The organism is Micrococcus sp. TA1, from assembly GCF_014199555.1.
GTDB lineage: Bacteria > Actinomycetota > Actinomycetes > Actinomycetales > Micrococcaceae > Citricoccus.
Genome location: NZ_JACHNW010000001.1, coordinates 1,086,389 through 1,109,568, shown reverse-complemented (window position 1 = coordinate 1,109,568; position 23,180 = coordinate 1,086,389). Strand labels below are relative to the sequence as shown.

The following is a 23,180-nucleotide window of genomic DNA, read 5'->3' as shown; positions in this document are numbered from 1 at the left end:
CGTACCGAGGGGTCATACCATGGTCGGGTGAACTCCCACGCGCCACAGACCTCCCCTCCCGGTTCCGACCACGATCCCGATCACGGCCACCGCCACGACGTGAGCCTGGAACCCGGCCCCGGGATCGGGGACGACGGTGCGCCCACCGGGGGCGCCGACACAGGGACCGTCGACGAGCGCCGGCCGAGTTGGTACGCACGCCCGCTGGGGACCGCCTGGATGCTGCTGGTCACCGGGCTGATCGGGATGTACGGCACGGTCGCGCTGGTGGCCGAGCGGGTGATGCTGTGGAACGATCCCAGTCACATCACCAGCTGCGACATCAACCCGTGGGTCTCCTGCGGCGAGGTCATGAAGACCTGGCAGTCCCAGTTGTTCGGCTTCCCCAACCAGTTCATCGGCCTCGTGGCGTTCTCGATCATCATCACCATCGCCATGGCCCTGTTCGCCGGGGCCCGGTTCCGTCGCTGGTACTGGATCGGGATGAACGTCGGCGTGCTGCTCGGCTTCGCGTTCTGCGTGTGGCTGTGGAGCCAGGCCGTCTACGAGATCAACATCCTGTGCCTGTACTGCATGGTGGTCTGGGCCATGATGATCCCGATGTTCGTGCTGCTCACCTCGCGCAACCTGCAACACGGCGTGATCCCGGCACCGGCCGGGGTGCGGACGTTCGCCGCCGAGTGGTCCTGGCCGATCATCGCCCTGCTCTACGTGGGCGTGCTGGCCTCGATCATGCTCCGGTTCTCCAACGCCTTCTTCTAGGGGGAGAGGCGCTCACGCGCCCTCCCGGACAGCCAGCAGGGTGACCAGGTCCGTGCGCATCGTCGAGGGGTCGGCGTCCGGGCTGGGCTCGGTCACGTAGACCTCCCAGAAGGGCAGGGCGGGCTGGTGGCCGGAGTCCGCCACGGCCTGCATGAAGCGCGACCACGCCTCCCCGAGCCCGTCGTAGGGGCCGAGGTGGGAGATGACGGCGATCCGGCCCCCCGGCAGCCGCGAGGGTGACAGGGTCGGGCCGGGCCCCGCGGTCCTCGCCCCCGGCAGCGGGCGGTCCACGGGGACACCGACCTCGAAGTCCACCGTGTCCGTGGGCATCCGGGTGTGCAGGGCGAAGGCCGGACCCACCGGTTGGATCCCCTGCTCGCCGAGCGCGGGGAACAGTGCGCTGAACGTGGAGTCGAAGATCTCCGCCATCCGGTCCATCGGATAGTCCCTGGCCACGGTGACCACGGTGGGGACCTCCGGGGCGTCGAGGACCGTGAGTTCACGGTACGGGCCGCCCAGGAAGTACGGGGCATCGGGCTGGGTGCTCATGGAGCGATCCTAGGGACCAGGGTGGCCGTGCGGCCACTCCCCTCCTGCGCCGTGCCCCGCCGGCGCGCGGTCAGGCGAACCAGATCCCCAGCTCGCGCTCGGCGGAGAGCGTGGAGTCCGAGCCGTGGACCAGGTTCTTCTGGACGGACTCGCCCCAGTCGCGGCCGAGGTCACCGCGGATGGTCCCCGGCGCGGCAGCGGTCGGCTCGGTGGCCCCGGCCAGGGAGCGGAAGCCCTCGATGACCCGGTGGCCCTGGACGCGCACGGCCACGACCGGGCCGGACCCCATGAACTCGACCAGCGGCTCGAAGAACGGCTTGCCCTCGTGCTCCTCGTAGTGCCTGACCAGCATCTCGCGGGTCGGGACCTGCATCTTCAGGTCGGCGATGACGTAGCCCTTGGCCTCGATGCGGGCCAGGATCTGTCCGGTGAGGTTGCGGGCGACGCCGTCCGGCTTGATGAGGACGAGGGTCTGTTCGGGGTGAGTGGTCACAATCGCTCCTGGGTGGATTCGGTCATGGACATGGGCGGGGGCCAGTCGGAGGATGCCCGCTGGCCGTCAGGTCAACCCTAACGGTCCCTCGAGAGGGCCTGGCGCATCCATCCGCCACGGACCGGCGGCCGTGGCGGACACCGCGTTCCGGTGCCCGCCACGGACCGCGGGGTTCACTCGGCGTCCGGGTGCTCGGCGCGCCAGCGTGCCTCCGCCTCGGCCCGGCGGCGGTTCTCGCGGTCGATCTGGCCGCCCTTGGTGACGGCGTACCACCACGCGAGGCCGAAGCCGACCCCGATGATCACCATCGTGTACTCCAGGAAGACCCCGAGCAGCAGGACCACCTGCAGGCCCCAGCCGATCCAGATGCCCACCGGCTTGCGGACCAGGGCACAGGTGAAGATCGCGACGACGGCGAGGACCAGGGAGACCCCCAGGATCCAGCCGGCCTGGGGCTCCCCCCGGTGGACGCCGAACAGGGCCAGTCCGAAGAGCACCAGGACCAGCGCCTCCAGGACGAGCACGCTCGAGGTGAACGTGGCACGGATGGAGCGGGCCTTCTTCACCTGGCCGGGCTTCCACTCACGTTGGGCCCTCGTCTCGCGGGCGGGCCGCCAGGACTCGCGGCCGGGTTGCTCCGAGGCGCCGTCAGCGGGCGGGCCGGCCTGTCCGGACTGCTGGTCGCTCACGTCGTCCTCCCCCGATCCCTCGAGCCGTCATCGTGCCCGGCGTCCTCGACGCCGAAGGTGTCGTCATCCTGCCCCGCGGCCCGCTCCGGGCCCCCGGCGCGGGCGGATCCGTCACCCGCCTCCGCCTCGGCGAGGCCATAGGTGTCGTCGGCGAAGATGTCCTCGTCGTCCTCGTCCTCGTCCAGGCCGTCACCGAGTTCCAGCCCCATGTCCGCGAACACCTCGACCCCGGGTGCCACCGGGACCACGCCGGGGGCCCCGGGCATCGCCGCCTCGGCCGCCGGGGCGCCGAGCAGCTCGCGCACCTCGGCCACCAGGGTGATGGACCCGGTCACGAGCACGCCGCCACCGGTTCCGGCGCCGGCGCCCTCGGTGGCCTCCGCCCGGCCCACGGCCCACTCCAGGGCGTCCGGGATGGACTCAGTGGCGTGGATGTCGTCCTCGGGCCAGCCCGCGTCCAGCGCGGTCTGGGCCAGTTCGCCCGCCGGGATCGCCCGCGGCGAGTCCGACTGGGTCAGGCAGAGGTCCTCGACCAGGTCCCCGAACTGCCGGTAGAGCACGGTCAGCATCTCCAGCGCGTCCTTCTCCCGCAGGATGCCCACCACCAGCACCAGCTTCTCGAAGCCGAAGGCCTCCTGCAGGGCCTTGGCGGTGGCGGCGATCCCGGCGGGGTTGTGAGCGGCATCGACCACGAGGGTCGGCGCGGTGCGCACCACCTCCATCCGGCCCGGTGTGGACACGGCGCCCACGCCTTCCTGCAGCAGCCCGGATTCCAGTTCCCTCTCGCCGCCGAAGAACGCCTCCAGCGCCGCCACGGCCACCGCCAGGTTCTCGGCCTGGTGCTCTCCGTGCAGCGGCAGGGTCAGATCCGGGTAGCGCCCGGCGATGCCCTGCACGGTGACCTGCTGGCCGCCGACCGCCACCGAGCGGGACTCCACGCCGAAGTCCACCCCCTCGAAGCGGAACGGGGCGTCCACGGCACGCGCCGCGTCCAGCAACACCTGTGCCGCCTCCGGGTCCTGGGCGGCCGAGACGAGGAATCCGCCGGGCTTGATGATCCCGGCCTTCTCCCGGGCGATCTCGGCGTCGGTGTCCCCCAGCAGGTCGGTGTGGTCCGCGGAGATCGGCGTCACCACGGAGACCACTCCGTCGGCCACGTTGGTGGCATCGGTGATGCCGCCCAGGCCCACCTCGAGCACCACCACGTCCACCGGCTCGTCCGCGAACACGGCGAAGCCCAGGATGGTCACGCACTCGAAGTAGGTCAGCCGGTTCTCCCCGGCCGCCTCCAGCTCGGCGTCCACGACCCGGACCACCGGCAGGATCTCGTTCCAGATCCGCACGAACGTCTCGTTCGGCACCGGGGCGCCGTCGATGCTGATCCGCTCGGTCACGGAGGTCAGGTGCGGTGAGGTGTACCGTCCGGTCCGCAGCCCGTACGCCCGCAGCACGGACTCGATGATCCGCGCCGTGGAGGTCTTGCCGTTGGTCCCGGTCAGGTGGATGACCGGGGCGGCCTTCTGGGGCTCGCCGAGCAGTTCCATGGCCCGCCAGAGCGGCGCCATGCGCGGTTCCATCTTGTTCTCCGGGGCCCGGGCGAGCAGGTCCCGGTAGACGGCCTCCACCGTCCGGGGTCCCCCGCCGGCAGCCGCGGCGCTCACGCGTCACCCCCCGCGGTCACGGCCCCGGCGACGGCGGCGACCGGGGCGACCGCCACCTGGACGGTCCTGGTGGCGTCCTCGGCCGGGTCCCGGCGCGGGTCCGCGGCACCGGAGTCCTCCAGCACCAGCTCCACGGTCAGGGTCTCGCCCGAGACCAGGTCCCGGTGCGCGTCCACGGCCTGCACGACGGCGGCCGGTCCGGTGATCACGGTCCGCACCCGGTCCGAGACCTCCAGTCCGGCGTCCTTGCGGGCCGACTGCACGGCACGGACCACGTCCCGCGCCGTGCCCTCGGCCGCCAGCTCCGCGGACACGGAGGTGTCCAGGACCAGGAAGCCGCCGGGCACGACGGCGACGGCGCGATCATCGGCCGCGCCCCCGCCGTCGGGGGCACCGTCCGCACCGGCCGGTGCCCCCACGGTGGTCTGCAGGGAGTACTCCCCCTCGGCCAGCTCGATACCGCCGGCCACCACCGTGCCGTCCTCCTCGAGCCGCCAGTCACCGGACTTCGCGGCCTTGATGACGGCCTGGACCTGCTTGCCCAGCCGCGGTCCGGCGGCCCGGGCGTTGACCGCCAGGGACTGGCTGATGCCGTAGTCCGCGGCGGAGACCTCGCCCGCGTCCTGCAGGTCCACGGACTTCAGGTTCAGCTCGTCCCGGATGATGTCGGCGTAGGGGCCCGCCAGTCCGGCGGCGCCGGGCACCACTACGGTCAGCGACTGCAGCGGCAGTCGCACCCGCCGCTTGGCCCCCTTGCGCAGGGAGGAACCGGCCGAGGCGATGCGGCGCACCGTCTCCATCCGCTCCACCAGCCGCCCGGCCTCCTCCGCCGACGCGAAGCCGGACAGGAACGGTGCCGGGTCCGGGTAGTCGGTCAGGTGCACCGAACGGCCACCGGTCAGCCCGCGCCAGATCTCCTCCGAGACCAGCGGCATCAGCGGGGCCGCGGCCCGGCAGAAGGCCTCGAGGCAGGTGTACAGGACGTCCAGGGCCTGGGTGTCCTCGTCGAAGAACCGCTGGCGGGACCGGCGCACGTACCAGTTGGTCATGGTGTCCATGTAGACGCGCAGCGCCTCCGTGGCGTCCGAGACCTCGTAGGCGTCCAGTCCGGACTTGACCTCGGTGAGCATGCGCGCCGTGGCGGCCAGGATGTACTGGTCCAGCGGGTCGGTGGACTCGTACCGGGCCTGGGCGCGGTAGCCCTCCGGCCGTTTGCCGCCCTCTGCGGACAGGCCGCGGGCGGAGTTGGCGTAGAGGCTGAAGAAGTGCCACACGTTCCAGGCCGGCAGCAGCACCTGGCGGGTGCCCTCGCGGATGCCCTCCTCCGTGACGACCAGGTTGCCGCCGCGCAGGATCGGGGAGGCCATGAGGAACCAGCGCATCGCGTCGGAGCCGTCGCGGTCCAGGACCTCGGAGACGTCCGGGTAGTTCTTCAGGGACTTGGACATCTTCTGCCCGTCCGAGCCGAGCACGATCCCGTGGCTGATGACGTTGGAGAACGCGGGCCGGTCGAACAGGGCGGTGGCCAGCACGTGCATGGTGTAGAACCAGCCGCGGGTCTGGCCGATGTACTCCACGATGAAGTCGGCCGGGTTGTGGCCGCCGTCGAACCACTCGCGGTTCTCGAACGGGTAGTGCACCTGGGCGTACGGCATCGAGCCGGAGTCGAACCAGACGTCCAGGACGTCCTCGACGCGGCGCATCGTCGCCCCGGCGGCGGCGGCCTCCGGGTCGGGGTGCGGGCGGGTCAGGTCGTCGATCCAGGGCCGGTGCAGGTCCACCTCGCCGGCGGCGTTGCGCGGCAGCCGGCCGAAGGCCTCCTCGAGCTCGGCCAGCGAGCCGTAGACCTCCTGGCGCGGGTGGTCCGGGTGGTCGGACTCCCACACCGGGATCGGCGAGCCCCAGTACCGGTTGCGGGAGATGGACCAGTCCCGGGCGTTCTCCAGCCACTTGCCGAACTGGCCGTGCTTGACGTTCTCCGGGATCCAGGTGATCTGCTCGTTGAGCTCGACCATCCGGTCCTTGAACGAGGTGACGGAGACGTACCAAGAGGTGATGGCGCGGTAGATCAGCGGGGTGCGGCAACGCCAGCAGTGCGGGTAGGAGTGCTCGTAGGAGGCCTCCCTGACCAGCTTCCCGGCCGCGCGCAGCGCCCGGATGATGGTCCGGTTCGCCTCGAACACCTGGACGCCGGCGATGTCCTTGAGCACGCCGTCGCCGCGGGCCTCGTCCCCGAACAGCGGCAGGAACCGGGCGCCCTCGTCCACCGAGAGGATGACCGGGATGCCGTTGGCCTCACAGACCCGCTGGTCGTCCTCACCGTAGGCGGGGGCCTGGTGGACCACGCCGGTGCCGTCGTCCGTGGAGACGTAGTCGTCCACGAGCAGCCGCCACGCCCGCCCGGTGCCGTAGGCCTCGGCGTCCGCGAAGTAGGTGAACAGCGGCTCGTACAGCAGTCCGCCCAGCCGGGTGCCGGGGTAGGTGGCCGTCACCGCCTCGGTGATCGCGCCGGCGTCGGCGTAGCCCAGCTCCCGGGCGTGCGCACCGAGCAGGTCCTGGGCCAGCAGGTACCGGTGACCGGCCACGTCCTCCGCGGCGTCCGGACCGGCCGGGACCACCGCGTAGGTGATCTCGGGCCCGACCACGAGCGCCTCGTTGGTCGGCAGCGTCCACGGCGTGGTGGTCCAGGCCAGCACGCGCACGCCGGTGAGCTCTGCGGCCAGGCCGGCGTCGGCCCCGCCGGCGGGCACCAGCTCCGCGTCCGCGGGCAGGCCGGTGATCGGGAAGGCCACCGTGACGGAGGGATCCTGGCGGGACTTGTAGACGTCCTCGTCCATGCGCAGCTCGTGGTTGGACAGCGGGGTCTCGTCCTTCCAGCAGTAGGGCAGCACGCGGAAGCCGCGGTACGTCAGGCCCTTGTCGTGCAGGGTCTTGAAGGCCCAGAGCACGGACTCCATGAACTCGGGGTTCAGGGTCTTGTAGTCGTTCTCGAAGTCCACCCAGCGGGCCTGCCGGTTGACGTAGTCCTTCCACTCCTCGGTGTACTTCAGCACCGAGGCTCGGCAGGCGTCGTTGAACGCATCGATGCCCATGCCCTCGATCTGGGCCTTGTCCGTCATCCCCAGCTGCTTCATCGCCTCCAGCTCGGCGGGCAGCCCGTGGGTGTCCCAGCCGAAGCGGCGCTCCACGCGGCGGCCCTGCTGGGTCTGGTAGCGGGCCACGAGGTCCTTGACGTAACCGGTCAGCAGGTGCCCGTAGTGCGGCAGGCCGTTGGCGAAGGGCGGGCCGTCATAGAAGACGAACTCGTTCGGCGTGCCGTCCTCGCGGTGGGCGGGACGGTGCTCGATGGAGGCCTGGAAGGTCCCGTCCTCCTCCCAGTACTGCAGGATGCGCCGCTCGATCTCGGGGAAGCGCGGTGAGGCCGGGGTGGTGTTCTGGGACTCCGCGTGCGGGTCGGAACTGGCGAGGGGGTACACGGTGTGGCCGTCCTTGTCTCGACGTGGGCTGCGTTCTGCTGCGTGTCTGCAAGGACGCCTGGCCGCCTCCCGGGGTGTTCCCCGGGGACGACGGCGGCGCGGTACCACCCTGCTTGCCGCCCCGTTCCGGTGGGCCCGGGTCCGGCGGGCGCCGGCCGTGGGCCTCCGAGGGCCCGGGCGACCGCTCGTGACTGCTGTGACGGGCTTACCCGTCCGGTTCTACTGGGGCCGTCCTGGCGCCTGGCGGACCCGGGTCCGCCGGCGGCAGCACGCGCCTGTTCTTCCGGAAGCTCACCGGTGATGGCCGGGTCAGTGCTTTGCCGCCGATTCTACGCCACGGTCGTGCGCGCGTGGGTCACCGGGTCCTCACGTCCGGATCACCTTGAACTGGGCGGCCTGGGCGACCGGCCGCATCACGACCTGGTCCAGGTTGACGTGGTGCGGCACGGACACGGCATACGCGCAGACGTCCGCCACGTCCTCGGCGGTCAGGGGCTTCTCCACACCCGCGTAGACGCTGTCCGCGGCCGCCTGGTCGCCGCGCAGCCGGTTCCGGGTGAACTCCTCGGTGTGCACCATCCCGGGCAGCACCTCCACCACGCGCACGTTGTGCTCGGCCTCCTCCAGGCGCAGCGCCCCGACGAGACCGTGTTCGGCCATCTTGGCCGCGTTGTACCCGCCGCCACCCTCGTAGCTGGCCAGCGCCGCCGTCGAGGTCAGCACCAGCACGGTGCCCCGCCCGGTCTCCCGGAGCATCGGCAGGAGGGCCTGCACGGTGTTCAGCGTGCCCTGGACGTTGACCCGGAACATCCAGTCCCAGTCGTCCAGTCCGCCCTCGGACACGCGGTCCGTGCCCAGCGCACCGCCGGCGATGCACAGCACCGTGTCCACCCCGCCGTTCTCCGCGACCTGGTCGCGCACCCAGTACATCTCCCGTGCGGACGTCACGTCCGCCGGCAGCGCCACGATCCGTCCCGGCGAGCCGGCGGCCTCCTCGGCGAGTGCCTGCAGGCGGGCGGCGCGGCGGGCGACGGCGAACACCGTCCACCCCTCGGCGGCCAGCCGCAGGGCGGTGGCGCGGCCGATCCCGGAGGAGGCCCCGGTCACGACGGCGGCGTGGCGCCCCGCGTGCTCTGACTCTGGTGTGCTCTGGGTCTCGGTCATGGCACCACTGTAGGTCTCCTCTCCGCGCACGACGTGCCGCCGCCGGGGCGGGTGCGGGACGGGACCGGACGACATGGGACAATCGAGGACATGGCTGAACAGACCCCGGGCACAGACACGCCCGTTTCCCCGACCCCCGCCGTGACCGTTCCGGACAAGCCCGCCCTGGAGGGCCTGGAGGACAAGCTCTCGGCCCGCTGGCGCGCCGAGGGCACCTACGCCTTCGACGAGGACACCGTCCGGGGTGAGGTCTACTCGATCGACACGCCCCCGCCGACCGCCTCCGGTTCGCTGCACGTGGGCCACATGTTCTCCTACACCCAGACGGACGTGCTGGCCCGCTACCAGCGCATGACCGGCAAGAACGTGTTCTACCCGATGGGCTGGGACGACAACGGACTGCCCACCGAGCGCCGCGTGCAGAACTACTACGGCGTGCGCTGCGACCCGACGAAGCCCTATATCGAGGGCTACCGCCCCCCGGAGAAGCCGGCGAAGAACCAGCGGGACTGGGACGTCGTCTCCCGCAGGAACTTCATCGAGCTGTGCGAGGAGCTCGCGGTCGAGGACGAGAAGGTCTTCGAGGGGTTGTTCACCCGCCTCGGGCTGTCCGTGGACTGGTCTCTGACCTACCGCACGATCGACGACACCTCCCGGTCCGTCTCCCAGCGCGCCTTCCTGCAGAACCTGGCCACGGGCGACGCCTACCTGGCCGAGGCCCCCACCCTGTGGGACGTGACCTTCCGCACCGCCGTGGCCCAGGCCGAGCTCGAGGACCGCGAGGTCCCCGGCGCCTACCATCGGTACCCGTTCACCACCGCGTCCGGGGAGCAGGTCTACATCGAGACCACCCGGCCCGAGCTGCTGCCGGCCTGCACCGCCCTCGTGGCCCATCCCGACGACGAGCGGTACCAGCCGCTGTTCGGCACCTTCGTGACCTCTCCCCTGTTCGAGGTGCCCGTGGAGGTCAAGGCCCACCCGCTGGCACAGCCGGACAAGGGCTCCGGCATCGCCATGGTGTGCACCTTCGGCGATCTCACCGACGTCACCTGGTGGCGCGAGCTGCAACTGCCCACCCGCACCGTGGTCGGCCGTGACGGCCGGTTCCACGCCGAGACCCCGGAGTGGATCACCACCGAGGCCGGCCGCGAGCACTACGCCGCCCTGGCCGGCAAGACCGTGTTCTCCGCCAAGGAGACCGTCGTCGCCGCCCTGACCGAGGCCGGACTGATGGACGGCGAGCCGAAGAAGATCATGCACGCCGTGAACTTCTACGAGAAGGGCGACAAGCCCCTCGAGGTCATCTCCTCCCGCCAGTGGTACATCCGCAACGGCGGACGCGACGCCGAGCGTCGCGAGAAGCTGGTGGCACGCGGCCGGTCCCTGAACTGGCATCCGGAGCACATGCGGCACCGGTACGAGAACTGGGTGGAGGGCCTCAACGGTGACTGGCTGGTCTCCCGCCAGCGCTTCTTCGGGGTCCCCATCCCGGTCTGGTACCCCCTGGACGAGCACGGCGAGCCGGACTACGAGCACCCGATCCTGCCGTCCGAGGACCAGCTGCCGGTGGACCCGGTGGCCGAGCCGGCGCCCGGTTACGAGGAGTCCCAGCGCGGGGTGGCCGGAGGGTTCACCGGCGATCCGGACGTGCTCGACACCTGGGCGACCTCCTCGCTGACCCCGCAGATCGTGGGCAAGTGGGGACGGGACGAGGCGTTCTTCGGCAAGGTCTTCCCGTTCGACCTGCGCCCCCAGGGCCACGACATCATCCGGACCTGGCTGTTCTCGACCGTGGTCCGCGCCGATGCCCTCAACGACTCCGTGCCGTGGCACCACACCGCCCTGTCCGGCTGGATCCTGGACCCGGACCGGAAGAAGATGTCGAAGTCCAAGGGCAACGTGGTGGTCCCCACCGACGTGCTGGACGAGTTCGGCTCGGACGCCGTCCGCTACTGGGCCGCCTCCGCCAAGCTCGGCGCGGACACCGCCTATGAGGTCGCCCAGATGAAGATCGGGCGCCGGCTGGCCATCAAGCTGCTGAACGCCTCCAAGTTCGCGCTGAACCTGGGTGCCACCGAGCGGGACGTGGTCTCCCGCGCCGAGTCCGCAGAGGTCATCACCAACGCGCTGGACCGCTCCCTGATGGTCCGCCTCTACGACACGGTGGCCCAGTCCACCCGTGCCTTCGAGGCCTACGACTACGCGCGGGCGCTGAACCTGACCGAGTCCTTCTTCTGGCAGTTCACGGACGACTACGTGGAGCTGATCAAGGACCGTGCCTACGGGGGCCACGGCGAGGCCGAGCAGGCCTCCGTGCGCGCCACCCTGGCCACCACCCTGGACGCGCTGCTGCGCCTGCTCGCCCCGTTCCAGCCCTTCGCCACGGACGAGGTCTGGGGCTGGTGGCGCACCGGCTCCGTGCACCGCGCCCCCTGGCCGGGACTGCCCGCCGAGATCGCGGGCATCGAGGCGGCCGCCACCGGTGCCACCGCTGACGTGCTCACCACAGTCGCCCTGGCGCTCGGCGGCATCCGGAAGGCCAAGTCCGAGGCCAAGGTGAAGCAGCGCACCGAGGTGCTCTCCGCCGTCGTGACCGCCCCGGAGAGTCGCCTCACCTCGCTGCGCGGCGGGCTGGCGGACCTCAAGGCCGCCGGCAACGTCCAGGAACTGACCCTCACGGCCGGCACCCCGGCGGAGGACGCGGACGTCTCGGTGTCCGAGGTCCGGCTGGCCGCGGCCGTGGAGGCCTGACAGCCAGCCTAGACACCACAGACAGTAGGAGCCCGGACCTGATGGTCCGGGCTCCTACTGTCTGTGCTGGTGGCGCCGAGGCGTGCTGTGGTTGCTCCATCGGCGCAGGTCGGCGGTTCAGCCCGGGCGACGACCGCGACGCTGCCACTCACCGGTCATCGCGCACGTGCTCAATCGAATTGCGGCTTGGTGGTGCGGGAACGCTTGATCTCGTAGAAGTACGGGAACTCGGCCAGGGCCACCGCGCCGTCGAACATCCGGCCGGCTTCCTCACCGCGGGGAATACGGGTCATCACGGGGCCGAAGAAGGCGGTGCCGTTGAAGGCGACCACCGGGGTGCCGACCTCATCACCCACCTGGTCGATGCCCTCCTGGTGGGACTCGCGCATCTTCTCGTCCAGGACATCAGTCCTCGCGGCGTCGAGGATCCCGGCGTCCAGACCCAATTCCGCCAGCGCTGCGGCGATGACGGCCTCGTAGTCCTTGTTCCCCTCGTTGTGCACGCGGGTGCCGACGGCGGTGTAGAACTTCCCGAGGACCTCGTCCCCGTGGCGGTCCCAGACCTGGGTGGCGGCGCGGGCCGGCAGCCAGGCCCTGTCCATCGCCTCCAGGTACCCCGGGTCCAGGTCGCGACCCTCATTGAGCACGGACAGGGACATGATGCGCCACCGGACGCTGATCGGACGGACCGCCTCGACCTCGTGCATCCAGCGAGAGGTGATCCACGCGTACGGGCAGGTGCAGTCGAACCAGAAGTCGACGGTCTGGACGTCGGCGGTGCCCTCGTCGAGCTCCTCGGTGCGCGGATCGGTCTTCAGGTCAGTCACTGTGCTCCTCTTCGCCGTCAGACCACGGCGATCGGTGGGGGTGGGTCTTCCAGGCGCAACCGTATCTCAGGCGGACTTATTCCGGCGCTTGCGCTGGACTTCCTGCGAGATGAGGGTCGGTTCGGCGCCCTCGCGGACCACGTCCCCGGTGATGACCACCGTGGCGATGTCCTCGCGGGAGGGCAGGTCGAACATGACGGGCTTGAGGACCTCCTCCATGATGGAGCGCAGCCCGCGGGCGCCGGTCCCCCGGTCCTCCGCCTGGTCCACCACGGCGTCCAGGGCGTCCTGGTCGAACTGCAGTTCCACGCCGTCCATCAGGAACATCTTCTGGTACTGCTTCAGCAGCGCGTTCCTCGGCTCGGTGAGGATGCTGATGAGCTGCGCGTGGTCGAGGTTGTCCACCGTGGTGATGACGGGCAGGCGACCGATGAACTCCGGGATCAGCCCGAACTTCAGCAGGTCCTCGGGGCGGACGTCCGCGTAGGACACGTCCCGCTTGCCGATGGTGTTCAGCGGGGCGCCGAAGCCGATGCCCTTGCTGCCGGCACGGGAGGCGATGATGTCGTCCAGACCGGCGAACGCACCGGCCACGATGAACAGCACGTTCGACGTGTCGATCTGCAGGAACTCCTGGTGCGGGTGCTTGCGGCCACCCTGCGGGGGGACGGCGGCCGTGGTGCCCTCGAGGATCTTCAGCAGGGCCTGCTGCACGCCCTCACCGGAGACGTCCCGGGTGATGGAGGGGTTCTCGGACTTCCGCGAGATCTTGTCGATCTCGTCGATGTAGATGATGCCCTGCTCGGCCTTCTTGACGTCGTAGTCCGCGGCCTGGATGAGCTTGAGCAGGATGTTCTCCACGTCCTCGCCCACGTATCCGGCCTCGGTCAGTGAGGTCGCGTCCGCGACGGCGAAGGGGACGTTGAGCTTGCGCGCCAGGGTCTGTGCGAGATAGGTCTTGCCGGAGCCGGTGGGTCCGACGAGCAGGATGTTGGACTTGCCGACCTCGACGTCGGCCAGCTCCGAGTCCTCACCGTGACGGTCCAGCAGGGAGCTCTCCTTGGTCTGCTGTCCGGTGCGGATGCGCTTGTAGTGGTTGTAGACGGCGACGGCGAGGGACCTCTTGGCCTCGGTCTGGCCGATCACGTACTCCTCGAGGAAGTCGTAGATCTCCCGCGGCTTGGGCAGCTCGACCTCGGCGGTCTCGGCGACCTCGGAGAGCTCCTCCTCGATGATCTCGTTGCACAGCTCGATGCACTCATCGCAGATGTAGACACCGGGGCCTGCGATCAGTTTCCTGACCTGCTTCTGGCTCTTTCCACAGAATGAGCACTTGAGCAGGTCAGCGCTCTCGCCGATGCGGGCCATACGGGGTTCTCCTCGTTAGGGGGTGGGATCCTGCCCGGATCCCGAGGTACTGCCATTACAGCTTAGGGGGTGGACGGGCTAAGCCGGTGGATTGCAACGGCGGCCCCCACCCTGGCCGCGTGGGCGCTGCAGGGTGGGGGCCGCCGTCGGGAACCTCAGCGGAACCGGACCGGAGCGCTGCCGCCGGTCAGCTGCTCAGCTGCGGCTTGGTGATCTTGCGGGACTCCAGCACCTCGTCCACGAGGCCGTACTCCTTGGCCCCGGCGGCCGAGAGGAACTTGTCCCGGTCGATGTCCTGGCGCACCTGCTCGGCGGTCTTGTCGGTATGCGCGGCCAGCGTCTCCTCCATCCAGGTGCGGATGCGCAGCAGCTCCTCGGCGTGGATCTGCAGGTCCGTGGCGGTGCCGCGGTCCCCGCCCATGGACGGCTGGTGAATCAGCACGCGGGCGTTGGGCAGCGCCAGCCGCTTGCCGGGGGCGCCGGCGGCCAGCAGCACCGCGGCGGCCGAGGCGGCCTGGCCCAGGCACACGGTCTGGACCTCGGGACGGATGAACTGCATCGTGTCGTAGATCGCCGTCATCGCGGTGAAGGAGCCACCCGGCGAGTTGATGTACAGGGTGATGTCCCGCTCGGAGTCCATGGACTCCAGCACGAGCAGCTGGGCCATGATGTCGTCCGCGGCGGCGTCGTCCACCTGGACGCCGAGGAACACGATGCGGTCCTCGAACAGCTTGGCGTAGGGGTCCTGCCGCTTGAAGCCGTAGGGGGTGCGCTCCTCGAACTGGGGCAGGATGTAGCGGTTGCTCGGGACCGGCTGGCCGGCACCGGAGGGCATTCCGACGGGGAACTGGTGGTTCATCTCTGGTCTCTCCTGGGCGAAGGGTCTGTGGGAGTCGGGCGGACGGTCTCGATCCGGGGGATCAGGAGTTGTCCACGCCTCCGCCGCCGGACACGGTGCCGGCACGTTCGGCGATGTGGTCGAAGAACCCGTACTCCAGGCCCTCCTGGGCGGTGAACCACTTGTCCCGCTCGTTGTCCTTGAGGATCGTGTCCACGGTCTGGCCGGTCTGTTCCGCGGTGAGCTCGGCCATGACCTGCTTCATGTGCAGGATCAGCTGGGCCTGGATGCGGATGTCAGACTCCGTGCCGCCGATGCCGCCGGAGGGCTGGTGCATCAGGATGCGGGCGTGCGGCGTGGCGTAACGCTTGCCCTTGGTCCCGGAGGACAGCAGGAACTGGCCCATCGAGGCGGCCATGCCGGTGGCCACGGTCACCACGTCGTTCGGGATGTACTTCATGGTGTCGTAGATCGCCATGCCCGCGGTGATGGACCCACCCGGGGAGTTGATGTACAGGTAGATGTCCTTCTCCGGGTCCTCGGCGGACAGCAGGAGCATCTGGGAGCAGATGGCGTTCGCGTTCTCATCCATCACCTCGGAACCGAGCCAGATGATGCGTTCCTTGAGCAGGCGGTTGTAGATGTAGTCCTCGCGGGCCGCCGGGTCAACCGACGCCATACGGGGAGCAGTGGACGATGCGGACATGGCGCCCTGCCTTCCTTCTGATGGACTTCAGGTGTCCACCGGATACACCGGTGGCACGGGTCTTGATCAGAGACTACTGGCCCCGCACCCCACCCGGGTCCTTCTGACCCGGCTGTTCGCTGTTGGCGTGCAGTCCCGACGCCGCCCCGCACGGCCGGCAGAGCAGCGGAGCCGTGCGGGGCGGTGCGCAGGATGCCCGGGCCCCCGGACCGATGGTCCGTGGGCCCGGGCATCCGGGTGATGGCGGGCAGTCCGGCCCGGCCAGGGGTCACCTGCCGGGGGTCACCCTGCCGCGCAGGCGACGCCCCGGAAGGCTCAGGCCTCCGTGGGCTCGGCCTTCTCCTCAGCCTTGGCGGCGGTGGACTTGGCCGGGGCCTTCTTCGCCGGGGCCCTCTTGGCGGGAGCCTTCTTCGCCGGGGCCTCCGACTCCTCGGCGGAGTCCTCGGCCTGGGCGGCAGCGGACTTCGCCGGGGCCTTCTTGGCCGGGGCCTTCTTCGCCGGAGCCTTCTTGGCGGGGGCCTTCTTGGCCGGGGCCTCGGACTCCTCCGCCTCTGCGTCATCTGCCGTGGCGGCGGCGGACTTGGCCGGGGTCTTCTTGGCGGGGGCCTTCTTGGCGGGGGCCTTCTTGGCCGGAGCCTCCTCGGCGGCCTCGGCCGGCGACGGGGCGGAGTCAGCGCTGTCGGCGGAATCCGCCGAGTCAGCTGAGTCGGCAGAGTCAGCGGATTCCGCCGACTCAGCGGCGTCGGCCTCGACGGCCTCGGCACCACCCGGGGTCACGAAGGCGGTCAGGTCCACGGCATTGCCCTCGGTGTCGGTGACCTCGGCGTACTCCAGGACCTTGGCCAGCGCCTTGCGGCGGCGGACCTCGCCCATGATCATCGGGACCTGGCCGGCCTGGTCCAGCATCTGCGCGAACTGGTTCGGGTCCATGCCGTACTGCTGGGAGGTGGAGATGATGTACTCGATCAGCTCACCCTGGTCCACGCCGATCTCCTCGGCGTCCGCGACCTTGTCGAGGATGATCTCGTTGCGGAAGGCCTCGCGGGCGTTCTGCTCCACCTCGGCGCGGTGCTCCTCGGTGTCGTGGTCGTCACCCTCGGCGTGGCCGCCCTGGGCGAAGTGCTGCTCGACCTGCTCGGTGACCACGGAGTCGGGCACCGGGACCTCGACGAGCTTGACCAGCTCCTCCAGGACCTTGTCCCGGGCCTCGATGCCCTGACCGGTGACGGCGCCCTCGGCGGCCTTGGCCTTCAGGTCGGCCTTCAGCTCCTCGATGGTGTCGAACTCGGACGCCAGCTGGGCGAAGTCGTCATCGGCCTCGGGCAGCTCGCGCTCCTTGACGGAGCCCAGGACGACCTTGACGGTGGCCTTCTCGCCGGAGTGCTCGCCACCGGCCAGCGTGGTCTCGAAGACGGCGTCCTCGCCGGCGGAGAGGCCCTCGAGAGCCTCGTCCATGCCGTCCAGCATGGTGCCGGCGCCGACCTGGTAGGACAGGTCCTCGGCGTGGTCGACCTGCTCGTCGCCGATGCTGGCGGTCAGCGTGATGGTGACGAAGTCGTCCTGGGCGGCGGGGCGGTCCACGGCCTTCAGGGTGCCGAAGCGGGAGCGCAGCTCGTCCAGGGCCTTCTGCTCGTCCTCCTCGGAGGCCGCGGCGGGCTCCACGGTGACCTTCAGACCCTTGTAGTCCGGCAACTCGATCTCCGGGCGGATGTCCACCTCGACGGTGAACTTCAGCGGGCCCTCGGCATCGCCGTCGACACCGGGCATCGAGGTGACCTCGACCTCGGGACGGGCCATCGGGGTGGTCTCCGTCTCGATCAGCGCCTGCTGGTAGAAGTCGTTCAGACCCTCGTTGACGGCGGTCTCCACCACGTAGCCACGCCCGATGCGCTGGTCGATGATGCGCGCCGGAACCTTGCCCTTACGGAAGCCGGGGACCTGGATCTGGTTGGCCACGGTCTTGTAGGCATCGTCCAGGCGTGGCTTGAGGTCCTCGAAGGGGACCTCGACGTCCAGCTTGACCCGGGTCGGGCTGAGGTTTTCTGCGGTGCTCTTGACCACTTAGGACTCCTGTGTGGATTGCTTGTCTCGTCTGATGGGCACTTCTCGTTGCCCGGCCGCCGGGCATCCGGTGAATCAGGCCCCACCGGGGGCCATGACGTCGGGGTGACAGGATTTGAACCTGCGGCCTCACGCTCCCAAAGCGCGCGCTCTACCAAGCTGAGCTACACCCCGCAGACGGCCCTGGCCGTTTCTGGCCAGAGACCAGTGTACGCATTCCCACGCCATGGTCCGCATTCCGGCGACCTCCGGGGCCCGGCGGCGGTACGCCTGCCGCTTTGCGGCGTCGCCTCGATCCTTGGTAAGCTCTACCACGCTGTTCCCGGCCGATGTGGCGGGATGCGGCGCCGTGGGGATGTAGCTCAATGGTAGAGCCCCAGTCTTCCAAACTGGCTACGCGGGTTCGATTCCCGTCATCCCCTCCACTGCCGGCAAGGGCCCCGACCGCACAGGTCGGGGCCCTTGCCGCGTTCCGGGCCCGTGCCCGCAGCGCGCCCCGCCGGACAGTCCCAGGCCCCTGCCCCCAGGGAACTCCCGTCCCGCTGAATCAGTATTGACTTATATAAGTTCGGGTGAAACCTTGGGTCCATGCACGCACTCGACGTCCTCGGCGACCCGGTCCGGCGGCGCATCCTCGAGATGCTCGTCGACGGGGAACTGAGCGCGGGCGAGATCGGCGCCGTGATCCAGGAGGAGTTCGGCATCAGCCAACCCGCGGTCTCCCAGCACCTGAGGGTGTTGCGGGAGCACGGCTTCGCCTCCGTCCGGCCCGAGGGGACCCGCCGGCTCTACGCCGTGCGTGCCGAGGGCCCCCGGGAGGCGAGCCAGTGGCTCAGCGCCTTCGAGCGGTTCTGGCAACCCCGGCTCGACGCCCTGGGCACCGAGCTGGCGCGCGGGAGGCGGGACCGGCGGCTCGCGGCCGAGCGTGACCCCGGGGAACACCCCGGGGAGGACCCACCCAGCAAGGAGAGATGACATGGTCGACGTCCAGTCCCAATTGGCAGCCGTGACGCGGGGCATCCACACCGAGGACCGCGAGGGGGAACCCTCCCACGTCCAGACACTGGAACAGGCCTACCCGGCGCCGATCGACGACGTCTGGGAGGCCGTGACGACCGCGGATCGCATCAGGCGCTGGTTCCTGCCCGTCACCGGAGAGCTGGAGCCCGGCGGACGCTATCAGCTGGAGGGCAACGCCGGCGGAGAGGTGCTCGAGTGCACCCCGCCGACCGGAGGCACTGCGTCCTACCGGATCACGTGGGAGTTCGGCGGGGGCGTCTCCTGGGTGACCGTCCGGCTGACGGCAGAGGGCGAGCGGACCCGGTGCGCGATCGAGCACGTGGCCCGCGTGGCCGACATGCCCGCGGGGATGTGGGATACCTACGGCCCCGGGGCCACGGGCGTCGGCTGGGACGGTGGGCTGCTCGGGCTGTCACTGCACCTGGGGGCCACCGAGGGTTCCCTCTCCCCCGGCGAGGCGGAGGCGTGGGCCCTCACGGACGAGGGCAGGTCGTTCTACCGCGGCTGCGCCGACGGATGGGCCGCGGCCCACGTGGCGGACGGCGCCGATCCGGAGCACGCCGCGAGGAACGCCGATGCCACCTACGGGTTCTACACCGGGGCGGGCGGATGACCGGCCGAGGCGGTGTGCCGGTCAGGACGCCTGGCAGCGCGGGCACCAGAACAGGTTCCGCGCCTGCATCTGCGTCACCCTGACCTCGGCGCCGCACACCCGGCAGTCCAGTCCCTCGCGCTGGTACACGTAGTACGCGTTGTCGGGCCACAGGGGCGCCGGTCCGCCGTCAGGGCCCACCGCGTCCCGGTGTGCCGGGTCCGTGGTGATGATCCGGCCGACCCGGACCCCGTCGGCCATCAGGTCCACCAGGTCGTCCCACAGCCGCACGCCGTCCTCCTCGCCCACCCTCCGTCCGGGCAGCCAGGGGTCGAGCCGGGCGCGGAAGAGGGACTCGGCCCGGTAGATGTTCCCGACGCCGGCCAGGACCGACTGGTCCATCAGCAACTGGCCCAGGGCCACGGAGCGGCGGGACAGCCGCTCCAGGAACGCCCCGGGGCCGGTACCGGTCACGAGGGGGTCCGGTCCCAGTCGCGCGACGACGCCCTCGGCCTCGCCGGGGGTGATCACCTCGCAGGCACTGGGTCCTCGCAGGTCCGCCCAGCCATGGGCGGACACCAGCCGCGCCCGGACCTGGCCCACCGGCTCCGGCGGACCGGAGTACGCGCGGGCCCCGCCGTCGTCGGGGGTCTCCGTCTCCCCCATCCTCCGCGGCGCGCCGATCGAGGAGGCGCCCCGGAAGGTCTCGTCCCCGCCGAAGCTCCAGGCCCCGTAGAGCCCCAGGTGCACGCGCAGCACCAGGTCCACGTCGAAGTCGAGGAACAGGTGCTTGCCGTGGGCCCGGGCGTCCACGAGGACGGCGCCGTCGAGTCGCCGTGCGCCGTCGGTGAAGCGTCCCTGCGGCGAGCTCACCCGCAGCCGTTCACCGCCGAAGACGTCCCCGAACTGGCGGGCGAGGCGGTGGATCGAATGGCCCTCAGGCACGGGCAGGCCTCCCGGTCAGTCCTGCACCTCGCCGGTCGACTCGTAGTGCGCGATCTTGCCGATGCGGCGCACGTGGCGCTCATCGCCGGAGAACGGCTCGGCGAGGAAGGCCTCGATGAGCCCGGTGGCCTCCTCCAGGGAGTGCTGGCGGCCACCGACGGCGATCACGTTCGCGTCATTGTGCTCCCGGGCCAGCCGGGCGGTCTCCAGGTTCCACGCGAGCGCGGCGCGGACACCACGGACCTTGTTCGCCGCGATCTGCTCACCGTTGCCCGAGCCGCCGAGCACGATCCCGAGCGCCTCGACGCCGGACCGCTGGTCCACCACCACGGCCTGGGCCGCGCGGATGCAGAACGCCGGGTAGTCGTCCTGCGGGTCATAGGACTGCGGCCCGTGGTCCACCATCTCGTACCCCTGCTCCCCGAGGTGACGGATGAGGTGGGCGCTGAGCTCGAGGCCGGCGTGGTCGGTGGCGATGTGGACGCGCATGGACTGCTCCTGGGGGACGGACGGGTGGTTCGGGCCAGCGATCAGCCTAGCCCTATCCTCACGATGGTGGCCGATGGCACAATGACCACGATAGCCAGCAGTCCTTTCACAAACCCGTTCCCGACCGGAGGTCCCGTGTCCAGCCAGAACATCACCCGTGCCGAGGCCCAGCAGCGTGCTCAGGCCCTGTCCGTGGAGTCCTACGACGTCGTCCTGGACGTCACCCTCGACGGCGACCACTTCCGCTCGACGACCACGGTCACCTTCACGGCGGCGCCCGAGGCGGTGGGGGGCAGCACGTTCATCGACTTCGTCTCCAGCCAGGCGCCCACCGTCACCCTGAACGGCACCGGGCTGGCCGCGGACGCCTTCGACGGCACGCGCATCACGGTGGGTCCGTTGGCCGAGCACAACACGCTGGTGGTGGACGGGCTGGCGGACTACATGAACACCGGCGAGGGCCTGCACCGCTTCGTGGACCCGGTGGACGACGAGACCTACCTGTACACGCAGTTCGAGGTCCCGGACTCCCGGCGCATGTTCGCGGTGTTCGAGCAGCCCGACCTCAAGGCGGCCTTCGCCTTCACGGTGACCGCCCCGGACCACTGGAGCGTCGTCTCGAACTCCCCCACGCCCGAGCCCGTCCGGGCCGCGGAGGGCACCGCCATGTGGTCCTTCTCCCCCACCCCGCGGATCTCCTCCTACATCACCGCCCTGATCGCCGGACCGTACCGGTCCGCCCACTCCGAGCTGACCAGCGCGGACGGCCGCACCATCCCGCTGGGCGCCTACTGCCGCGCCTCCCTGTTCGAGCACCTGGACGCCGAGAACATCTTCGAGCTCACCCGCCAGGGCTTCGAGTTCTTCGAGGCCCAGTTCGGCACCCCCTACCCCTTCGAGAAGTACGACCAGCTGTTCGTGCCCGAGTTCAACGCCGGGGCCATGGAGAACGCCGGGGCGGTGACCTTCCTGGAGAACTACGTCTTCCGCTCCACGGTCACCGAGGCGATGATCGAGCGCCGGGCGATCACCGTCCTGCACGAGCTGGCCCACATGTGGTTCGGGAACCTGGTGACCATGCGCTGGTGGAACGACCTGTGGCTCAACGAGTCCTTCGCCGAGTTCATGTCCACGCTGGCCGCCGCCGAGAACACGCGCTACACCGGGGCCTGGACCACGTTCTCCTCGATGGAGAAGAACTGGGCCTACCGACAGGACCAGCTCTCCTCCACCCACCCCATCAAAGCCGAGATCCGGGACCTGGAGGACGTGCTGGTGAACTTCGACGGCATCACCTACGCCAAGGGCGCCTCCGTGCTGCGCCAGCTGGTGGCGTGGGTCGGCCAGGAGAACTTCATGGCCGGGGTGCGTGAGTACTTCGGCAAGCACGCCTGGTCCAACACCGAGCTGCCGGACCTGATGCGCGAGCTGGAGGCGTCCTCCGGCCGGGACCTGTCCGAGTGGACCCACCAGTGGCTGGAGACCTCCGGGGTCAACACCCTCACCGTGGAGGTGGACGGCGAGGAGTCCGACGACGGTGCCATCACCTCCCTGCGCCTGCGCCAGTCGGCGCCGGGAGACGGCCGGCCCGGTGACTCGATCCTGCGCCCGCACCGGATGGCCGTGGGGTTCTACTCCGCCGACGACTCGGGGCGCCTGGTGCGCACCGACCGCTTCGAGCTGGACGTGGACGGCGAGGTGACCGAGGTGACCGAGGCGGCCGGCAGGCCGCGCCCGGACCTGATCCTGCCCAACGACGACGACCTGGCCTACGCCAAGATCCGGTTGGACTCCGCCTCCTGGCAGACCGCCTCCACGCGGCTGAAGGACGTGGCCGAGTCCCTGCCGCGCACCCTGCTGTGGGGTGCTGCCTGGGACGCCACCCGGGACGCCGAGGCCACGGCCGGCTGGTTCACCGACCTGGTGCTGGCCAACATCGGGCATGAGCGGGACTCCTCGGTGGTGCAGACCCTGTTGCGCCAGTTGGCCACCGCCCTGTCCCAGTACGCGGCCGCATCCCACGCCCCGGCGATGCGCGAGTCCGCCGCCACCCGTCTGCTGGAACTGGCCCGGGCCGCGGAGCCGGGGTCGGACCACCAGTTGCAGTTCGTCAAGGCGTTCGCCCTGCACGCCCGGTCCGACGCCCAGCTGGACACCCTCGCGGCCCTGCACTCGGGTGCGGAGGAACTGGCCGGGCTCGACCTGAACACCGACCTGAAGTGGGAGATGCTCACCGGGCTCGCGGCCGGCGGCCGCGCCGGGGAGGCCGAGATCGCCGCGGCCGAGGCCGCCGACCCCACGGCGACCGGTGCGCTGGCCGCGGCCCAGGCCCGCGCCGCCGTCGGGACCACCGAGGCCAAGCAGGCCGCGTGGGAGCAGGTGGTCTCCGGGTCCCTGTCCAACACGACCCAGCGCAACGTGATCCTCGGGTTCAACCGCGTGCACGACCCTGCCCTGCTGGCCCCGTTCGCCCCCCGGTTCTTCTCGACCGTGGAAGGACTGTGGTCCTCGCGGTCCCACGAGATGGCCGAGTCCGCGGCGGTCGGGTTGTTCCCGGGGGCGCAGGTCTGCCAGGACACCATCGACGCCGCGGACGAGCTGGTGGCGCGGTCGCAGGCGGAGCAGCCGGCGCTGGCCCGGACCGTGGCCGAGTCCCGGGACGAGACGGTGCGCGCCCTCGCGGCGCGGACGGTCGACGCCGCCGCGCGGGGCTGACCAGCGTACGGCCCCGGGGCGCCCCGTGCGGGTGACCCGGGCCGTCCTGACCCACCGGTGCCTGATCGGTGCCG

At 70.5% G+C, this 23,180-nt stretch carries 18 protein-coding genes and 2 tRNA genes; 6 read left to right on the top strand and 14 right to left on the bottom strand.

The annotated features are described in order from the left end of the window. The first annotated feature begins 27 nt into the window (after nucleotides 1-27). Nucleotides 28-762: a vitamin K epoxide reductase family protein gene (locus GGQ69_RS04810; RefSeq protein ID WP_183525298.1), complete on the top strand. Its 735-nt coding sequence runs from the start codon at nucleotides 28-30 to the stop codon at nucleotides 760-762. A 12-nt stretch (nucleotides 763-774) separates the two neighbouring features. On the opposite strand, the gene GGQ69_RS04805 is transcribed toward GGQ69_RS04810, so the two are convergent. The 6 genes from GGQ69_RS04805 to GGQ69_RS04780 form a co-directional block, all read right to left on the bottom strand. Continuing rightward, nucleotides 775-1,311: a GyrI-like domain-containing protein gene (locus GGQ69_RS04805; RefSeq protein ID WP_183525295.1), complete on the bottom strand. Its 537-nt coding sequence runs from the start codon at nucleotides 1,309-1,311 to the stop codon at nucleotides 775-777. A gap of 70 nt (nucleotides 1,312-1,381) precedes the next feature. Then, on the bottom strand, nucleotides 1,382-1,804 hold the full coding sequence (gene ndk / locus GGQ69_RS04800) for a nucleoside-diphosphate kinase (protein WP_183525292.1): 423 nt from the start codon (nucleotides 1,802-1,804) through the stop codon (nucleotides 1,382-1,384). Nucleotides 1,805-1,977: 173 nt separating this feature from the next. Next, nucleotides 1,978-2,493, bottom strand: a complete 516-nt coding sequence (locus GGQ69_RS16410; protein WP_183525289.1) for a DUF4233 domain-containing protein — start codon at nucleotides 2,491-2,493, stop codon at nucleotides 1,978-1,980. Next, complete coding sequence (locus GGQ69_RS04790) at nucleotides 2,490-4,154, bottom strand: folylpolyglutamate synthase/dihydrofolate synthase family protein (RefSeq protein ID WP_183525286.1); 1,665 nt, start codon at nucleotides 4,152-4,154, stop codon at nucleotides 2,490-2,492. Before GGQ69_RS04790 ends, GGQ69_RS16410 begins: the two co-directional genes overlap by 4 nt. Then, a complete protein-coding gene (ileS, locus tag GGQ69_RS04785) occupies nucleotides 4,151-7,630 on the bottom strand; it encodes an isoleucine--tRNA ligase (RefSeq protein ID WP_183525283.1) in 3,480 nt (1,159 codons plus the stop codon). Before ileS ends, GGQ69_RS04790 begins: the two co-directional genes overlap by 4 nt. A 366-nt stretch (nucleotides 7,631-7,996) precedes the next feature. Beyond that, a complete protein-coding gene (locus GGQ69_RS04780) occupies nucleotides 7,997-8,794 on the bottom strand; it encodes an SDR family oxidoreductase (RefSeq protein WP_183525280.1) in 798 nt (265 codons plus the stop codon). A gap of 90 nt (nucleotides 8,795-8,884) precedes the next feature. On the opposite strand from GGQ69_RS04780, the gene valS reads away from it, so the two are divergent. Continuing rightward, nucleotides 8,885-11,545, top strand: coding sequence for a valine--tRNA ligase (gene valS / locus GGQ69_RS04775; RefSeq protein ID WP_183525277.1), 2,661 nt, complete (start codon nucleotides 8,885-8,887; stop codon nucleotides 11,543-11,545). Between the two features lie 170 nt (nucleotides 11,546-11,715). Here valS and GGQ69_RS04770 read toward each other — a convergent pair whose 3' ends face one another. The 6 genes from GGQ69_RS04770 to GGQ69_RS04745 form a co-directional block, all read right to left on the bottom strand. Then, complete coding sequence (locus tag GGQ69_RS04770; RefSeq protein ID WP_370577102.1) at nucleotides 11,716-12,372, bottom strand: DsbA family protein; 657 nt, start codon at nucleotides 12,370-12,372, stop codon at nucleotides 11,716-11,718. A 66-nt stretch (nucleotides 12,373-12,438) separates the two neighbouring features. Then, a complete protein-coding gene (gene clpX / locus GGQ69_RS04765) occupies nucleotides 12,439-13,740 on the bottom strand; it encodes an ATP-dependent Clp protease ATP-binding subunit ClpX (protein ID WP_183525275.1) in 1,302 nt (433 codons plus the stop codon). A 187-nt stretch (nucleotides 13,741-13,927) separates the two neighbouring features. Further along, entirely contained in the window at nucleotides 13,928-14,599 is a 672-nt protein-coding gene (locus GGQ69_RS04760) for an ATP-dependent Clp protease proteolytic subunit (RefSeq protein ID WP_010144762.1), read from the bottom strand. A gap of 61 nt (nucleotides 14,600-14,660) precedes the next feature. Beyond that, nucleotides 14,661-15,257: an ATP-dependent Clp protease proteolytic subunit gene (locus GGQ69_RS04755; protein WP_040386285.1), complete on the bottom strand. Its 597-nt coding sequence runs from the start codon at nucleotides 15,255-15,257 to the stop codon at nucleotides 14,661-14,663. Between the two features lie 342 nt (nucleotides 15,258-15,599). Then, nucleotides 15,600-17,345, bottom strand: a complete 1,746-nt coding sequence (gene tig, locus GGQ69_RS04750; RefSeq protein WP_183525272.1) for a trigger factor — start codon at nucleotides 17,343-17,345, stop codon at nucleotides 15,600-15,602. A gap of 100 nt (nucleotides 17,346-17,445) precedes the next feature. Further along, a tRNA-Pro gene (locus GGQ69_RS04745) sits at nucleotides 17,446-17,519 on the bottom strand. Between the two features lie 177 nt (nucleotides 17,520-17,696). Between GGQ69_RS04745 and GGQ69_RS04740 the strand changes: the two genes are divergently transcribed. From GGQ69_RS04740 to GGQ69_RS04730, 3 genes are all read left to right on the top strand, one after another. Continuing rightward, nucleotides 17,697-17,770 (top strand) — tRNA-Gly (locus tag GGQ69_RS04740). A gap of 163 nt (nucleotides 17,771-17,933) precedes the next feature. After that, a complete protein-coding gene (locus GGQ69_RS04735) occupies nucleotides 17,934-18,320 on the top strand; it encodes a helix-turn-helix transcriptional regulator (protein ID WP_183525269.1) in 387 nt (128 codons plus the stop codon). A gap of 1 nt (nucleotide 18,321) precedes the next feature. Further along, nucleotides 18,322-18,978 (top strand): SRPBCC domain-containing protein, encoded by a 657-nt coding sequence (locus GGQ69_RS04730; RefSeq protein WP_183525266.1) that lies wholly within the window; start codon nucleotides 18,322-18,324, stop codon nucleotides 18,976-18,978. A 21-nt stretch (nucleotides 18,979-18,999) separates the two neighbouring features. Here GGQ69_RS04730 and GGQ69_RS04725 read toward each other — a convergent pair whose 3' ends face one another. Next, nucleotides 19,000-19,902 carry an Fpg/Nei family DNA glycosylase gene (locus tag GGQ69_RS04725; RefSeq protein ID WP_183525263.1) on the bottom strand — a complete coding sequence of 301 codons (903 nt, stop codon included), beginning with the start codon at nucleotides 19,900-19,902 and terminating at the stop codon, nucleotides 19,000-19,002. Between the two features lie 15 nt (nucleotides 19,903-19,917). Then, nucleotides 19,918-20,391 carry a ribose-5-phosphate isomerase gene (locus GGQ69_RS04720; RefSeq protein ID WP_010144769.1) on the bottom strand — a complete coding sequence of 158 codons (474 nt, stop codon included), beginning with the start codon at nucleotides 20,389-20,391 and terminating at the stop codon, nucleotides 19,918-19,920. A gap of 135 nt (nucleotides 20,392-20,526) precedes the next feature. Here GGQ69_RS04720 and pepN point away from each other — a divergent pair, with 135 nt between their 5' ends. Next, entirely contained in the window at nucleotides 20,527-23,106 is a 2,580-nt protein-coding gene (pepN, locus tag GGQ69_RS04715; RefSeq protein ID WP_183525260.1) for an aminopeptidase N, read from the top strand. Nucleotides 23,107-23,180 lie beyond the last annotated feature (74 nt).

What these genes read in the sequence shown, in the direction of transcription:
- GGQ69_RS04730 (WP_183525266.1), top strand. Translation starts at nt 18,322, where the DNA reads ATGGTCGACGTCCAGTCCCAATTGGCAGCCGTGACGCGGGGCATCCAC.
- clpX (WP_183525275.1), bottom strand. Translation starts at nt 13,740, where the DNA reads ATGGCCCGCATCGGCGAGAGCGCTGACCTGCTCAAGTGCTCATTCTGT.
- GGQ69_RS04720 (WP_010144769.1), bottom strand. Translation starts at nt 20,391, where the DNA reads ATGCGCGTCCACATCGCCACCGACCACGCCGGCCTCGAGCTCAGCGCC.
- GGQ69_RS04780 (WP_183525280.1), bottom strand. Translation starts at nt 8,794, where the DNA reads ATGACCGAGACCCAGAGCACACCAGAGTCAGAGCACGCGGGGCGCCAC.
- GGQ69_RS04760 (WP_010144762.1), bottom strand. Translation starts at nt 14,599, where the DNA reads ATGAACCACCAGTTCCCCGTCGGAATGCCCTCCGGTGCCGGCCAGCCG.
- GGQ69_RS04755 (WP_040386285.1), bottom strand. Translation starts at nt 15,257, where the DNA reads ATGGCGTCGGTTGACCCGGCGGCCCGCGAGGACTACATCTACAACCGC.
- GGQ69_RS04735 (WP_183525269.1), top strand. Translation starts at nt 17,934, where the DNA reads ATGCACGCACTCGACGTCCTCGGCGACCCGGTCCGGCGGCGCATCCTC.
- valS (WP_183525277.1), top strand. Translation starts at nt 8,885, where the DNA reads ATGGCTGAACAGACCCCGGGCACAGACACGCCCGTTTCCCCGACCCCC.
- GGQ69_RS04805 (WP_183525295.1), bottom strand. Translation starts at nt 1,311, where the DNA reads ATGAGCACCCAGCCCGATGCCCCGTACTTCCTGGGCGGCCCGTACCGT.